We start from the raw sequence: 14,695 nt of genomic DNA, 5'->3' as shown, positions 1-14,695 counted from the left end.
AGATGGCAAATCGTGAAGTAGTGGTTCTGAGTGCAGTGCGTTCGGCAGTCGGCGGATTCGGCGGTTCGCTGAAGGACATGGAGCCCGCGGAGTTGGGCGGTGTCATCGTCAAGGAAGCGATCGCCCGTGCCGGTGTCGACCCGAAGCAGGTCACGTTTGCGACCGTCGGTAACTGCATCCCGACCGAATCGCGCTATCCGTACGTCGCGCGCGTCGCGACCATCCAGGGCGGCATGTCGATGGATTCGGTCGCATTCGCCGTGAACCGTCTGTGCGGTTCGGCGCAGCAGGCGATCGTCAACTCCGCCCAAGCGATCATGCTCGGTGACGCCGATTTCGCGATCGGCGGCGGCGTCGAAGTGATGTCGCGCGGCACCTACCTGATGCCGGCGCTGCGTACCGGCGCGCGCATGGGCGACACGAAGGCGATCGACGCGATGGTCGCCGTGCTGACCGACCCGTTCGGCGTCGGCCACATGGGCATCACGGCTGAAAATCTGACGCAGAAGTGGAACATCAGCCGCGAAGAGCAGGACGCATTCGCGCTCGAGTCGCAAAACCGCGCCTCGGCCGCGCTAGCCGATGGCCGTTTCAAGAGCCAGATCGTTCCGATTACGTTCGAGACGCGCAAGGGCCCGGTCGTGTTCGACACCGACGAGCATCCGCGCATGACGACGATGGAAGCGCTCGGCAAGATGAAGCCGGCGTTCAAGAAGGACGGTTCGGTGACCGCCGGCAACGCGTCGGGCATCAACGACGCCGCGTCGTTCCTGGTGCTCGCCGATGCGGCGAAAGCCGCGGCCGGCGGCCACAAGCCGATCGCCCGCTTGGTCGCCTACGCGATCGCTGGCGTGCCGAACGACGTGATGGGCGAAGGCCCGATCCCGGCGTCGAAGCTGGCGCTGCAACGCGCCGGCCTGTCGCTCGACAAGATCGACGTCATCGAGTCGAACGAAGCGTTCGCTGCGCAGTCGATCGCGGTCAATAAGGGTCTCGAACTCGACCCGGCCAAGACCAACCCGAACGGTGGCGCGATCGCGCTCGGTCACCCGGTCGGCGCGACCGGCGCGGTCATCATCACCAAGTTGCTGCACGAGCTGATTCGCACGAACGGCCGTTACGGCATGGCGACGATGTGCATCGGCGGTGGCCAGGGCATCACGACGATCTGGGAACGCGTCTGATCCCGCAAGTCGGCGAAACGAAACCCCGCTCCGGCGGGGTTTTTTTTCGTCCGGCTTCCGCGAGCCGGAATGTTGCGGGCGCGGGGGCACGACAACATTCGAAAACCGCCGCGCACATATGCGCGGCTCCGGCGGCGGGACGGGACTTCGCCCGGTTCGGAAAGAAAAGCTACCAGCCTTGCGACTGCCGCTTCGCGACGGCGATTTCGTCGCGGATCTGGCGGTAGTGCTCGAAGCGACGCGCATCGATCGCGCCCGCCGCGATCGCCGCCCGCAGCGCGCATCCGGGTTCCGCTTCATGCAGGCAGTCGCGGAAGCGGCATTGGCCGAGGTAGGGATGGAATTCGATGAAGCTATCCGCCAACTCGTCTGCGCCGAGGTGTGCAAGCCCGAAAGCCTGCAGTCCGGGGCTGTCGATCAGCCAGCCGTTGTAGATCGGGTAGAGGCGGGCGAAGGTCGTCGTGTGTTTTCCGCTGTTCAGCGCTTCGGAAATCTCGCGGGTTGCGGCGCGCGCGGCGGGAATCAGTGCGTTCGTCAGCGTCGATTTACCCATGCCCGACTGGCCGACGAGGATGCTGCGCTCCCCGGCGAGCTTGGGCCGTAGCGCGTCGGCGCCCTGGCGTGCGCTTAACTCGAGCACGGGATAGCCGAGCCGTTCGAAAGGGGCGAGCAGCGTTCTCGCCGTAGGGAGCTGCTCCTGCAGGTCTGCCTTGTTCAGCACGATCAGGGTCTTGATCTGCTGGCTCTCGGCCGCGGCGAGGCAGCGCGAAATCAGCATGTCCGAGAAACCCGGTTCGGTCGCGACGACGATGACGACCTGCGTCAGGTTCGCGGCGATGAGCTTTTCGCGGAAGGCGTCGGAGCGCCACAGGAGGTTGCGCCGAGGGCGCAGCTGGTCGATCACCCCCTGGTCGCCCGCGGTCTGCGTGACTTCGACTTCGTCACCGCATGCGAACACGCTCTTCTTGCCGCGCGGATAGCATTTCAGCGCTGCCGTCTCGCCGTTTCCGGCGCCGGAGGAAGGCGGGACTTCGACTTCGTAATGACGGCCGAACGCGGCGGTGATCACGCCGTCGAGCCGACCGTCCCCAGGGCGTCGGACAGAGGAAGTCACGTCGGCGACGGCTCGCGGAAGTCCGGCCGCAGGCGCGAGACGCGCACCAACGCGGGCGGATGGGAGTCGAAGACGCGGGAGTACATCGGATCGGGCGTCAGCGTGGACGCGTTGTCGCGGTAGAGCTTCACGAGCGCGCTCGCAAGATCCCCGGGGTGCGCGTGACGCGCCGCGTAGGCGTCGGCCTCGAACTCGTGCTTGCGCGACCAATGGCTCATTAGCGGACCGAACGGAAACGTGAACGCCGGCAACGCGAGGGCGAACAGGGCGAGCGCGACCGCTGTTCCGCCCGTCGCGCCGTCCATCCCGAGCCCGGTGAAGAACCACGGCCGCTCCATCAGCCAGCCGAGGAGCCACAGCAGCCCGAGACTCGCCGCCGCGATCACCGAAAACCGTTTCCAGATGTGCCGGTGATGGAAATGCCCGAGCTCGTGCGCGAGCACGGCTTCGACTTCCTCCGGTAGCAGCTTCTCGAGTAGCGTGTCGAAAAAGACGATGCGCTTCGCGGCCCCGAAGCCGGTGAAATACGCATTGCCGTGGGCCGAGCGGCGCGAGCCGTCCATCACGAACAGCCCACGCGAACGGAAGCCGCAGCGGTCGAGCAAACCTTCGACCCGCGCTTTCAGCGCTTCGTCGGCGAGCGGCGTGAACTTGTTGAACATCGGCGCGATGAATGCCGGCCACGCAAACAGTGCGAGCAGGTTGAAGCCGATCCAGAACAGCCACACCCACAGCCACCAGCGGTCGCCCATCGCGCCCATCAGCCACAGCACCGCAGCGAGCACCGGCAGGCCGATCACCGCGGCGAGCAGCCCTTCGCGCACAAGGTCGGCGACGAAGAGCTGCGGCGTCATGCGGTTGAAGCCGAACCGCTTCTCGATCCCGAAGGTGCGCGCGAGCGACAACGGCAGGTCGACGACCCAGCCGAGCACCGCGACGGTGGCGAGCAGCGCGACACCGTGGGCGATGCCGCCCGCGTCGAACCACGTTCCCGCAAGGCCGTAAATCCGCTGCAGCCCGCCGCCGAGGGTGAGCACGAGCACGAAGCCGGCGTTGACGACGACTTCCACGATCGCGAGCCGCATTCGCGCGGCGGTGTAGTCGGCGGCGCGGCGGTGTGATTCGAGTCCGATCGCTTCGGCGAACGGGGCGGGCACGGCGTCGCGCCGGGCGCGGACGTGACGGATCTGCCGGCGCATCAGCGCGAGCTTGACGAGCAGCGTCAGCAGTACAGCGACGACGAACAGGACGGAAAACACTTGAGAAGACATCCGGGAGCCCTGGAGGGTGTGGCGCATGCTTCTATGCCACAATCCCGGTTTGCTTAACCGGGCCGAAAAGATTATGGCACAGGATCAGAACCACCTCATCTGGCTCGACATGGAGATGACCGGGCTGGAGCCGGATCGCGACCGGATCATCGAGATCGCGATCGTGATTACCGACTCGCAACTGAACGTTGTCGCCGAAGCACCGGTGATCGCGGTGCACCAGCCCAATCACGTGCTCGACGGCATGGACGAGTGGAACCGCAACACGCACGGCAAATCCGGACTCGTCGATCGCGTGAAGGCGTCGACGATCGGCGAGGCGGACGCCGAGGCGCAGATGCTCGCGTTCCTGCAGCAATACGTTCCCGCGCGCACGTCTCCGATGTGCGGCAACTCGATCTGCCAGGATCGGCGTTTCCTCGCGCGTTACATGCCGGCGCTCGAGGCGTGGTTCCATTACCGCAACCTCGACGTTTCGACGCTGAAGGAACTGGCGAAGCGCTGGCGGCCGGAGGTGTACAAGGGCGTCGACAAGAAAGGCAAGCACGAGGCGCTCGCCGACATCCACGAATCGATCGGCGAACTGCGCCATTACCGCGACAACTTCCTGCGCCTGACGGCTTGAGCGTCCCCGCCTTGGCGGGATGAAACGACGCTCAGCTGGCGCGCCCTTTGCGCATCGACGCGGCCGCCGCGAGCAAGCCGGCGGTCGAGGAATCCTGCTCGCGGCTGCCGCCCGCGGCGACCTGCCGCGCCATCTCTTTCCCGAGCTCGACGCCGTACTGGTCGAAGCTGTCGATGCCCCATATCCACCCCTGCACGAACACCTTGTGTTCATACAGCGCCATTAGCTGGCCGAGCGTGTACGGAGTCAGTTCCGGCAGCAGCAGCGTCGTGCCCGGCTGGTCGCCGGGGCAGACGAGGTGCGGTGCGAGGCGCGCCGCCTCGGCTTCCGCAAGCCCCTTGTCGCGCAAGCCCGCAAACGCCGCGTCATGATCGCGCCCGGTCATCAGCGCGGCCGCCTGGGCGAGCGCGTTGTCCACGAGGGCGCGTTCCCGCGGATCGTCGTCGCCGACCGGAACGAGGAAGTCGAGCGCGACCTTGCGGGTGCCTTGATAGAAGAGCTGATGAAAGGCGTGCTGGCCGACCGTGCCGACTCCGCCCCAGACGATCGGCGATGTCGGGACCGCACTCGCCGAGCCGTCGCGCAGACAGCGCTTGCCGTTGCTTTCCATTTCCAGTTGCTGCAGCCACGCGGCGAAACTGCGCAGACCGTGCGCGTAGGGCAGCAGCGCGAGGGTCTCGATGCCGAGGAAGTCCGTGTTCCACAGGCCGGTGAGGCCCATCAGCGCGGGAAGGTTGTGCGCGAGCGGAGCGTCGCGGAAATGCTCGTCCACCGATCGTCCGCCGGCGAGGAACTCGTCGAATCCATCTTCGCCGATCGCGAGCATCAGCGGCATGCCGATCGCCGACCAGACGGAATAGCGCCCGCCGACCCATTCGGGAAGCGGGAACACGCGCTCGGGCGGGATGCCGAACGCCACGGCCGCGTCGGTCGCGTTGCTCACGGCAGCGAAATGTGGCCCGAGGTCGACGCTGGCTCCCAGCGCTGCTTGCAGCCATGCGCGCGCGCCGGCGGCGTTCGCGAGCGTTTCCGCGGTCGAGAAGCTCTTCGACGAGACGATGAAGAGCGTACTGGCGGGGTCGGCGTCGGCGAGCGCTTCGTCGAGGTCGCGCGGATCGACGTTCGCGACGAACCGGACTTCGGGATCGTTCCGGTTGCGGGGACCGGCAAGCGCTTCGACGGCCATCCGCGGGCCGAGGTCGGAGCCGCCGATGCCGAGGTTGACGACGAGCCGGACGCGCTCGCCCGTGGCGCCGTTCAAGCGGCCTGCGCGCAGTGCCGCGACGAACTCGCGCACCCGCTCGTGCGTGTGCGACAGCTCCGCCGCGCCGTTGTCCGGCGCCGGGCAGCTGCCGCGCAGCGCCATGTGGAGCGCGGCGCGGCGTTCGGTGAAATTGAGCGGTCGGCCGGCGAACAGTTCGCCGATGCCGGTCCGCAGTCCCGACTGCTCGGCAAGCTCCACGAGCGTAGCGAGCGCGGGAAGGTCAAGCGCCTGCTTCGACAGGTCGAGCAGCAGGCCGTCGTGGCGGAAAGACAGCGTGTCGAAGCGTGCCGGATCGCGTTCGAAAAGCACGATACGGCGCGTCTGGCCGAGCCGGGCCGCGTGGCGCTCGAGCGAGGTCCAGGCGGGCAGGTGCTGCGGCGGGATAAAGGATTCAGTCACGGCGGTAGAGGCGGAAGATCTCGAGTTGTTTGCCGCCCCCGCGGCTGTCCTGCCATATCTGCTGCCATTCGGCCGCTGGGCGGATCGTCGCGGGGCTGCGCTCATCATAGACGAGCAGGAAAGGACAAGAAGTTTCGTTACCGGAGACGGAGACGGGCCGCAGGGCGGCGAAGTAGTGGAACGAAGCACGATGACTCGGCGAAAGGCCGATCGCGGCGACGCAATCCGGGCGCTCGCCGGCGAGCGCGACCGCAAGCGAGTCGGCGACAGGGCGGTAGCTGCGGTCATGGTTGAACCACGGCATCAGCAGCACGACGGCCAGGCACCACAGCATCGTCATCCCCATCGCCCAATTCGCCGGGCCGCGGCTCGCTCCGCGCGGCAGTCGCCAGATCAGCGCGATCCACGCGACGACGATGCAAACCGCGACGAAGCCCTGCTTGAACGTTCCGGTCAGTTCGAAGCCCGGGGCGACCCGTTCCACATGGCGCGCGAGTCCGGGCGGCCAGGAGAACACCTGCGCCGTCCACGCGATCCAGACCAGCACTGCGAACACGATGAAGGTCATCACCGCGAACCAGTCGAAGGCGCTCGCGGCGCCGCGTCGAAGCATCGGAACACCGGCGGCGGCGAGCAGCGCCAGCGGCGGTATCAGCGGCAGCATCGTCGCCTGCCGCACGTTGCCGGCGATGATGATCCAACCGAGCGACAGAAGAAATGCGGTGATCGGGAGCATCCACGAGATGCGTAGCAGCTGCCGCCGCATCCGCCACACGGACCACAGCGCGATCGGCCACAGTGGCCACGCGAACCAGCCGAAAAGCTCGACGAGTTCGGGGAGTTCCGCGGCCGGGAGCATCCCTGAACCGAGCGGCGCCCATTCCGCGCGCCACCACAGCGTCAGCAATTCGGGCGCATCGTAGTGCAAGACCAGCGGCCATACGGCCGCCGCGCCGAGGGCGAGGCTCAGGCCGAGGATCAAGCCGCCGGTCGCGCGGGGGTTCCGGCATTCCGGCGAGCAGATCACGATCGAGAGGAAGAGCGGCAGCGTCAGCGCCATTCCTTCCGGCCCCGCGGCGAGGAACGCTAGCGCCGCGCCGCTCCCGGCCTGGACGCTGCCGAGGGCAGGGCGCGTCGGTATCAGCGACAGCCCCGCGAGCGTCATCGCCTGCGTCGCCATCAACGCGATCAGCGGCTGCGTTTCGTGCGCGTGCAGCACCAGCCCCAGCGTGCCGAGCATCAGCAGCGCGGCGGGAGTGCCGGTGTGCTTGCCGTAGAGCCGGGACGCGGCGCGCGCGACCCAGAAGATCGCGAGCGCCGTGTAGAGCGCGGTCGCGAGCCGGGCGCCATCATGCAAGGGCAGCAGCCAGCCGAAGAGCGCCGCGAAAACCGCGCCGGTCCAGTAATAGAGCGGCGGAAAGCTTGTCGAGGGTTCGCCCGCGATCGAAGGAAACAGCAGTCCGTTGCCGTTGAGGATCTCGAAGATCGGACCGAAGTGGCGCGCATCGGCGCCTCGCCACGGGTCATGCCCGACAAGGCCGGAAAGCAGATACAGCGCGACGAGCAGCGCGAGCCCGACCGCGCCGTAGATTCGCTGCTGCATAAGGGAAGGAGAGCGTGGGTCGCCGGTCATTCGATATCGGTCGTGGATCGGGCCGTTCCGGAAAGCGTGCGGATGTCGTAGCGGGTGGATGAGCCGCCCGGGATGGAATTCTAGTCGCCAACCGCCCTGCATGGGCGGCATATGCCGAACGACGGGCCGGGCGCGTGATGGCGGCAAAAGCGGCCGGGCGAACAAAAAAGGCAGCCGAAGCTGCCTTTTGACGAAACCCGGGTGCTCTCAGCCGCGCTGGACGTTGCCGTACTTCTGGCGGAAGCGCTCGACGCGACCCGCCGTGTCGACGATCTTCTGCTTGCCGGTGTAGAACGGGTGGCACGCGGCGCACACTTCGACGTGCAGGGCCGGCTTGCCGAGCGTGGAGCGCGTCGTGAAGATGTTGCCGCAGGAGCAGGTCACTTCGACCTCTTTGTAGTTCGGATGGATGTCCGCTTTCATGGTAGATCCTCGAGCAGCGGGCGGTGAATGTGGCCGCCCTGTGAAACGGTGGAAACCGGGGATTATCGAGGATGGGAGGAGCGAAAGCAAGCGAAGGCCGCGTCCGCCGGCGCATTTGCTCTTACAATGCGCGGTTTCCGAAGGGGGTTCGCGTGCGGCTCGTCCTGGCGCCGATGGAAGGTTTGCTCGATGCAGTGCTGCGCGACGTGCTCACACGCGTGGAGGGCTACGACTGGGCAGTCGCCGAGTTCGTCCGCGTTTCGGACTCGCTGCTGCCGCACCGCGTCTTTAAGCGGATCTGTCCGGAACTCGTGCTCGGCGGTGCGACCCGCGCGGGCACGCCGGTGCGCGTGCAGCTTCTCGGCTCGGATCCGGCCTGTCTTGCCGACAACGCGGCGCATCTCGCGGCCCTCGCTCCGCCGGGGATCGATCTGAATTTCGGCTGCCCGGCGCCGACGGTAAACCGCCATCGCGGCGGCGCCGTGTTGCTCGACGAGCCGGAACTGCTGTTCGCGATCGCGACCGCCGTCCGGCAGGCGGTGCCGCAAGGGACGCCATTCACCGCGAAGATGCGGCTCGGTGTCGCCGACGCGAGCCGGGCGCTCGACTGCGCGCGGGCGCTCGCGGACGGCGGAGTCGAGGAGCTCGTCGTTCATGCACGAACGAAACTCGACGGCTATCGCCCCCCGGCGCATTGGGAATGGGTGGGGCGCGTCGCCGACGCCGTGTCGATTCCGGTGATTGCGAACGGCGAGGTGTGGACGGAACCCGACTGGCGGCGCTGCCGTGCCGGAAGCGGCGTCCGCGACGTCATGATCGGACGCGGCGCGGTCGCCGATCCCTTTCTCGCGCGGCGCATCCGCGAGAGTGCGGCAGGCGTGCCCGTGCACACTGAAGCCCCCCCGGGGCGGGAGGTCGAGTGGCACGAGTTGCGTCCGCTGCTCGCGCTGTTCTGGCAACAGGTGCAACAGAAGGTGCAGCCGACCCACGCGCCCGGCCGCGTCAAGCAGTGGCTGAACCTGCTGCGACGGAATTTTCCGCGCGCCGAAACCCTTTACCAGGAACTGCGACCGCTGCGCCGGCCCGCCGAAATCGACCAAGTCCTGCTGCGCCACGGCATCGTTCGCGATGACGTTGCGCAGGCCGCCTGAAGCCATGAGTTACGCGAATTCCCGCATCCCCGCGAGCGCCCAGTCCGGCATCCACGAGCAACTCGTGCGCCGTGTCGAGCGCCACCTCGTCGAGCCGTTCCGCAAGCCCTACGCGGAATACAACCGCGCCGCGTTCGTCGCGAGCCTCGAAGGCTGGGACAGCCGCGCGCCGCTGATCCTCGACGCCGGCTGCGGCGTCGGCCACAGCACGATCCAGCTCGCGCGCAGCTTTCCGGATCACTGGGTCATCGGCGTCGACCAGTCGCAGGACAGGCTCGAGCGACGCAAGCCCTACCCGGACGCGTTGCTGCCGACCAACATGGTGTTCGTCCGCGCCGATCTCGTCGATTACTGGCGGCTCTGCTGCGACGCGAGCCTGAAGCTCGCGCGGCACTACATCCTTTATCCGAATCCGTGGCCGAAGATCGGCCACCTCGCGCGGCGCTGGCACGCCCATCCGGTGTTTCCATTCATCCCGCGCCTCGGCGGCGTGCTTGAGTGCCGCACGAACTGGCGCGTGTACATCGAGGAATTCGCGTGCGCGCTGTCGCTCGCGACCGGGCGCGAAACCGCGTGGGAAATTTTCGAGGCGCCCGTGCCGCTTACCCCGTTCGAACGCAAGTATCGCGACTCGGGGCAGCCGCTGTATCGTCTCATCCGCGACCTGAATGAAGACGCTTGCGCGGCGGCGCGCGATGGCTCACTCTCGCGGACCTGACGGAGAACGACCCATGACTGCTGACGTAGCTGGCGCGGCCGACGCGCCTGATCCCCATCTGCTCGACGACGCGGAGTTCGAGGCGCTCGAGGAATTGCTGACCTCCGACGCGGTGCCGGAAGACTGCATGGACCTCGAGATGCTCGACGGCTTCCTCGCGGCGGTGCTCGCGTCGCCGACGCGCGTCGCGCCCGAGCAATGGCTCCCGGACGTCTGGTCGGCACACGGCGAGGACGTGTCGTTCGGCTCCGGCAGTCAGATGCAGCAGGCCATAAGGCTCGTCCGCCGCTATTACAACGAACTGGCGACGGCGCTCGGCGACCCCGAAGGCTGGGAGCCGTTCTGCTACGCGGCAAGCGAAGGCGACACGCTCGGCATCGGCGAGGAATGGGTCGAGGGCTTCGCGCAGGGTCTCGAACTCTGGCCCGAAGGCTGGGAGAAGACGGTTCCCGAGGACGCGGCGAAAGCGGTCGGCGAGATGATCGAGACGATCCTCGCGCCGTGGGCGGACGACTCGGCCGCCGAAGCGGACGACGAAACGCGTCTGAAGTGGCTGGAAGTCGCCGTCGCTGGACTCGGCGTGATCATCGGCCGGTGGCAAGCGCTGGAAATGTGGCAGGTCGAACTGCTCCCGACCGACGCGCCGGCTGCTCCGTCTCCCGCGGCCGCGGGGCGCAACGACGCGTGCCCGTGCGGCAGCGGAAAGAAGTACAAGAAATGCTGCGGAGCCGCCGTCTAGCACTGAAGGGTACGGCACCGAAGGCATACGCCGGATGCGGACCGCGACGCGACGAAGGCCGCGTCGCGGCCGATGCGCCCGGTCCGCACCCGATACCGCGTTTCCTCACGAATGAACGACGATCACTGCACCCGTTGCGGCGCCTGCTGCGCCGCGTTCCGCGTCGACTTCCATCAGTCCGAACTCGCGAGCACGACGCCCGGCGGCGTACCGGATGCGCTCGCCGTCGCGGTCACGGCGAATCTCGTGCGCATGCGCGGGACAGACGCGGCGGCCGCGCGCTGCATCGCGCTCGAAGGGCAGATCGGCGAGCGGGTGCGTTGCACCCTGTACGCGTCCCGTCCGTCGCCATGCCGTGATTTCGCCCCATACGCAGCCCTCGGCATCGGCGAGGACGCTTGCGACCGCGCGCGATCGCGTCACGGCCTGCCTCCGCTCTGATCCGGAGCCGCACCTCGAACCTGCAACCACTGCTTGTCCCGGCCTCACAAATGAGCGACCCGAATCCATGTCTCGACTGCGGCCTGTGCTGCGTTCACTTCCGCGTGTCCTTCTACTGGGGTGAGGCCGACGACGGGCCGGAAGGATTCGTGCCCGCCGGCATGACCGAGAAGCTCGGTCATCATCTGCGGTGCATGAAAGGCACGAATCAAACCCCGCGCCGCTGCTCGGCGCTGGCGGGGCAGCCCGGCGAGCGCGTCGCGTGCACGATCTACGAGAACCGGCCCACGCCGTGCCGCGAGTTTCCGTCGCACCTCGAGGACGGCATGCCGAACCCGAAGTGCGACGAACTGCGCGCGGCGAACGGGTTGCGGGCGCTGTTTCCGCTCGCTCCGTCGTTATGCGCCGCCTGAGCGCCGCTCGGGTCCGCTACCGCGCGAGGCCGACCGACGTCAGCAGTTTCAGCGGGCCGATCGTCCGGATCGTGTCGATGAGTTCGGGTCGCGGCACGAACAGTCCGCCTGCGAAGCCGAGGGCATTGACCGAAATCTTCTCGCAATGCTCGCGGCTGCGCGGGATCACGACCAGCCAGCCGTTGCCGGTGAGCAGGTTGTAGGGCGGCATCGGGTCGCGGGCGCTCGGCAGGCCGAGCGCGTCGCATGCGCGGACGAAAGCGGTGTGGAACGCGATCCCGAGGTCCTCGGCATTACTGCCGACGGCGGTCGGAAGACGGGCGAAGCAGTGTCGCCACGGCAGATCGTCGCGAACGGTCGTACTGCCGGGAGGAAGTTCCTCGGGCAGTCCGTGGGTAAACGCGCTCAGTTTCGCGCCTCTCGCGGCTTCGGGAATCCATTGCAGGTGCTTGTGCCGCTGGCTCGCGCCGGCTTCGGTTCCGCCGTTGTAGAAGCCGAGCCCGCCGAGCTCGCTCATCACCTGCGCGAGAGCGGTGAAGTCGGCGACGTCGAGCGGCAGCGTCTGGGACACGAAGTCGCGCGTGACGATCAGGAGATGGCGGGCGATCACGGGAAACTTGTTGAGCACGGCGAGATGTTTGTCGCCGAGCGGGCCCACCGTCAGGTCCGGGTCGGGCGGCAGGAACGGGTCGAAATCGGGGTCGCGGCGCAGCGCGGCCGAAAGCCGGTCCGAGTCCTTGCGCTCGAGCGAGGAAACCCAGCGGATCGTGAAATCGATGCCGCCGTCCTGCATGATCTCGCGCTCGGTCCGGATCGGCTGGAGCGCGCCGGACGCGTTGGCCGCGTCGTGGGTCTGGTCGATTCGGGGCAGAAGAAGAGCCGTCATGTGGGAATCGCCGCGGAAAGTGAGCTGCGAGTGTAGGCTGACGGCTTCGCTTCGATCAATGTCGATTGCGCGCCCGGAACGAGGCGCGCCGGAGGATGCAATGACGATTTCGTTTGCCGTGCGCGGCGAATATATCCAGCTCGATCAGCTTCTCAAGGCGACGGGCCTCACGGGGACGGGCGGCGCTGCGCACTCGGCGGTCGAAGCCGGACTGGTGCGCGTCGACGGGCGGGCGGAGTCGCGCAAGCGCGCGAAGCTGAGACCGGGCCAGACGGTGAGTTTTGGCGGCGAGACCGTCGTGCTCATTCCGGCGGCCTGACTGCGGCCCGACCCGGCCGCGGCCCGCCGACGTTCGCCGGAATCGGCTAGCGCGGAACGTGGCGCGGGGCCGCGGAGTCTGCGGCCCGAGTGGCCTTCGCTTCTTTCCTGCGCGCGAGCTTCTCCCACACCCAGCCGCCGGGCTGTTCGCGGCCGGTCAGGACATACGCCAGCACGTGCTCGTGGGAGAGAGTCAGCTTCAGTTCGCTTCTGGCCTCAGGCGTGCCGATGAACAGCAGTTCGTCGCCGGCGCGCAGTCGCGTGTCGGCCGGGGGCATCATCAGGTGATCGCCGTCGTCGCGACGCAGGAATAGCGCGACGCAGCCGAGCGGGTCGACGCGGTTCGCCGGCGAGCGGAGAATCTGCGCGAGTTCGACTTCGGTGCCGTCCATCAGTGCGCGGTACAGCGCGGGGGTTTGGGAGATGTTCAGCCGCTCGCTCCACACCGCGGGCACCTGCCAGCCGAAGCGGCCGGTCAGCGCCGTGAGCCACTTGTCGCACCATGCTTCGTCGCGTCGCTTCACTTCGTCGAGAAACGGGACGAGCAGCGGCGTCGTCAGGATCGCGAGGCATTCGTGCGCGATGATCTTGCTCGGCACGACGTCGACGTCGGAGTCGTAGGCTTCGAACAGCGCGCGATTCGCGTAGTGGTTCTGACGCAGGATCACGAACAGGGCCGGGTTGAGTTCGCGCGCGGTCACGGCGATCGACAGGTTGTCGACGTCGTTGCCGGTCGCCGCGACGATGCCGACCGCGTGGCGGACCCGGGCCTGCTCCAGCGCGGGCGCACCCGTGCCGTCGCCCTGCACCCAGCGGTGGGTGAGGTCGTCCGGTGGCAAGCGGTCGATGATCGTCAGCGGCACCGATTCGCGTTCCATCGCGTGCACCAGCATCTGCCCGAAACGCCCGTGCCCGCAGACGATCCATTCACCCTTCGGCGGATCCCGCTGCTGCTCGACGGTCGAACCCGGCAGGCCGGTGAGCCAGATCAGCAGCTGCCAGGCCGCGGGCGCATGCAGCGCGAGCGCGAGATATTCCGCGAATTTCTCGAACGGGTTGATGATGTGGCGCGTGCCGAACGAGGCCATGTTCGCGGCGACTTCCGGGGCCGACGCGCGGCACAGCGCCGGAATTTTCGGCGCCAGGAGGCGCGCGGCGATCGCGATCGCGAGGTTCGCGCTGTCGTCATCGGTCAGCGCGACGACGCCGATGCAGGACGGGTGATCGAGGCCCGCGAACTTGAGGATCTCGGGATTGCGCGCATCGGCGGTGAGGGCGGGAATGTCGGCGTGGTAGCTGTGCAGCTCGATTTCCCCGACCTTCACCTCATCGGCCTCGACGACGACGGCACGGTAGCCGAGGTGGTCCAGCCCCGCGCACAGCAGCCGCCCGGTTTCACCGTAGCCGCAGACGAGCAGGAAAGGTTCGCGCAGGCGATGGACGGTGCCGAGGAAGGTCTGCGTGCGAATCGCCTGTTGCAGGCTGCGGTCGGACAGCAGCGCGAACACCGTCCCCAGCGTGTAGGCCCAGCCGACGACGGACAGGTAGATGCACAGCGTCACCCACAGGCGCTGCTGGTCGGAGAACGCGTATGGGATCTCGCCGAACCCGATCGTCGTCGCCGTGTAGCTCATCACGTAGAGCGCGTGGAAGAAGCTCAGGTACGTGCGATTGCCGTCCGCGTCCTCGCCGGGCGTGAGCGTGAGCCCGAGCACGGAGATCGCGATGATGCTGATGAGCAGGATCAGCGGCGCCCGCAGGCGGCGCATGATCAGGAAGATACTGCTGTGATGCCGCAGCACGGGCGGGTCTCCCGGAGCGCTTCGGGCGTTCAGCGCCGCTGCATGATCGTTTCGGCGATCAGGATAATGACCGACACGACGTTCGCGAACAGCGCGCCGCCGGACAGCGACACGATCCGGGCGACCATGTCCGTCGTGACGCCTTGGCTCGACACGTGAGCGGCATAGCCCCACACCATCGCTGCGGCGAGCAGCTGGAGGTCCGCGACGAGGCTCGTCGACAGGTGCACCGCGCCGATCTGCGTGCGGTCCCCGAACTTCAGAACCGTGGCGATCAGGCTGACGACGATCGCGGCGAAGAGCTCATAGATATC

16 protein-coding genes are annotated in these 14,695 nt (G+C 67.5%); 8 read left to right on the top strand and 8 right to left on the bottom strand.

The annotated features are described in order from the left end of the window. Positions 1-2: 2 nt before the first annotated feature. Positions 3-1,184: an acetyl-CoA C-acyltransferase family protein gene (locus tag V6M37_RS04015; RefSeq protein ID WP_332671219.1), complete on the top strand. Its 1,182-nt coding sequence runs from the start codon at positions 3-5 to the stop codon at positions 1,182-1,184. Between the two features lie 169 nt (positions 1,185-1,353). Here the strand turns inward: V6M37_RS04015 and rsgA are convergent, their stop codons facing one another. Next, positions 1,354-2,298, bottom strand: a complete 945-nt coding sequence (gene rsgA / locus V6M37_RS04010) for a ribosome small subunit-dependent GTPase A (RefSeq protein ID WP_332671217.1) — start codon at positions 2,296-2,298, stop codon at positions 1,354-1,356. Beyond that, positions 2,295-3,569, bottom strand: coding sequence for a M48 family metallopeptidase (locus V6M37_RS04005; protein ID WP_332671307.1), 1,275 nt, complete (start codon positions 3,567-3,569; stop codon positions 2,295-2,297). Before V6M37_RS04005 ends, rsgA begins: the two co-directional genes overlap by 4 nt. 73 nt (positions 3,570-3,642) lie before the next feature. On the opposite strand from V6M37_RS04005, the gene orn reads away from it, so the two are divergent. Further along, complete coding sequence (orn, locus tag V6M37_RS04000) at positions 3,643-4,194, top strand: oligoribonuclease (protein ID WP_332671216.1); 552 nt, start codon at positions 3,643-3,645, stop codon at positions 4,192-4,194. A 31-nt stretch (positions 4,195-4,225) separates the two neighbouring features. Here orn and pgi read toward each other — a convergent pair whose 3' ends face one another. The 3 genes from pgi to rpmE form a co-directional block, all read right to left on the bottom strand. Continuing rightward, the gene (gene pgi / locus V6M37_RS03995; protein WP_332671215.1) at positions 4,226-5,857 is read right to left on the bottom strand and encodes a glucose-6-phosphate isomerase; all 1,632 of its coding nucleotides are present in this window, start codon (positions 5,855-5,857) and stop codon (positions 4,226-4,228) included. After that, positions 5,850-7,490, bottom strand: a complete 1,641-nt coding sequence (locus V6M37_RS03990; protein WP_332671213.1) for an ArnT family glycosyltransferase — start codon at positions 7,488-7,490, stop codon at positions 5,850-5,852. Before V6M37_RS03990 ends, pgi begins: the two co-directional genes overlap by 8 nt. A gap of 207 nt (positions 7,491-7,697) precedes the next feature. Beyond that, the gene (rpmE, locus tag V6M37_RS03985) at positions 7,698-7,913 is read right to left on the bottom strand and encodes a 50S ribosomal protein L31 (RefSeq protein WP_332671212.1); all 216 of its coding nucleotides are present in this window, start codon (positions 7,911-7,913) and stop codon (positions 7,698-7,700) included. 152 nt (positions 7,914-8,065) lie between these two features. Between rpmE and V6M37_RS03980 the strand changes: the two genes are divergently transcribed. The 5 genes from V6M37_RS03980 (at position 8,066) to V6M37_RS03960 (ending at position 11,375) form a co-directional block, all read left to right on the top strand. Beyond that, the gene (locus tag V6M37_RS03980; protein WP_332671211.1) at positions 8,066-9,064 is read left to right on the top strand and encodes a tRNA dihydrouridine synthase; all 999 of its coding nucleotides are present in this window, start codon (positions 8,066-8,068) and stop codon (positions 9,062-9,064) included. 4 nt (positions 9,065-9,068) lie between these two features. Then, on the top strand, positions 9,069-9,782 hold the full coding sequence (gene trmB, locus V6M37_RS03975; protein WP_332671209.1) for a tRNA (guanine(46)-N(7))-methyltransferase TrmB: 714 nt from the start codon (positions 9,069-9,071) through the stop codon (positions 9,780-9,782). A gap of 13 nt (positions 9,783-9,795) precedes the next feature. Beyond that, positions 9,796-10,521: a UPF0149 family protein gene (locus V6M37_RS03970; RefSeq protein ID WP_332671208.1), complete on the top strand. Its 726-nt coding sequence runs from the start codon at positions 9,796-9,798 to the stop codon at positions 10,519-10,521. A 111-nt stretch (positions 10,522-10,632) separates the two neighbouring features. Beyond that, a complete protein-coding gene (locus tag V6M37_RS03965; protein WP_332671206.1) occupies positions 10,633-10,962 on the top strand; it encodes a YkgJ family cysteine cluster protein in 330 nt (109 codons plus the stop codon). Positions 10,963-11,012: 50 nt separating this feature from the next. Beyond that, entirely contained in the window at positions 11,013-11,375 is a 363-nt protein-coding gene (locus V6M37_RS03960; RefSeq protein ID WP_332671205.1) for a YkgJ family cysteine cluster protein, read from the top strand. A 16-nt stretch (positions 11,376-11,391) separates the two neighbouring features. Here the strand turns inward: V6M37_RS03960 and V6M37_RS03955 are convergent, their stop codons facing one another. After that, on the bottom strand, positions 11,392-12,261 hold the full coding sequence (locus V6M37_RS03955; protein ID WP_332671204.1) for an ATP adenylyltransferase family protein: 870 nt from the start codon (positions 12,259-12,261) through the stop codon (positions 11,392-11,394). Between the two features lie 100 nt (positions 12,262-12,361). Here V6M37_RS03955 and V6M37_RS03950 point away from each other — a divergent pair, with 100 nt between their 5' ends. Further along, positions 12,362-12,580, top strand: coding sequence for an RNA-binding S4 domain-containing protein (locus V6M37_RS03950; protein ID WP_332671202.1), 219 nt, complete (start codon positions 12,362-12,364; stop codon positions 12,578-12,580). Between the two features lie 46 nt (positions 12,581-12,626). On the opposite strand, the gene V6M37_RS03945 is transcribed toward V6M37_RS03950, so the two are convergent. Beyond that, positions 12,627-14,348 (bottom strand): NAD-binding protein, encoded by a 1,722-nt coding sequence (locus tag V6M37_RS03945; protein ID WP_332671306.1) that lies wholly within the window; start codon positions 14,346-14,348, stop codon positions 12,627-12,629. A gap of 62 nt (positions 14,349-14,410) precedes the next feature. Next, a partial coding sequence (locus tag V6M37_RS03940; protein WP_332671201.1) for a DUF6394 family protein occupies positions 14,411-14,695 on the bottom strand: 285 nt, incomplete at its 5' end.

The organism is Aromatoleum sp., assembly GCF_036675785.1.
Lineage (GTDB): Bacteria > Pseudomonadota > Gammaproteobacteria > Burkholderiales > Rhodocyclaceae > Aromatoleum.
The sequence above is the reverse complement of the archived record's forward strand: the minus strand, read 5'-3'. Positions and strand labels throughout refer to the sequence as shown.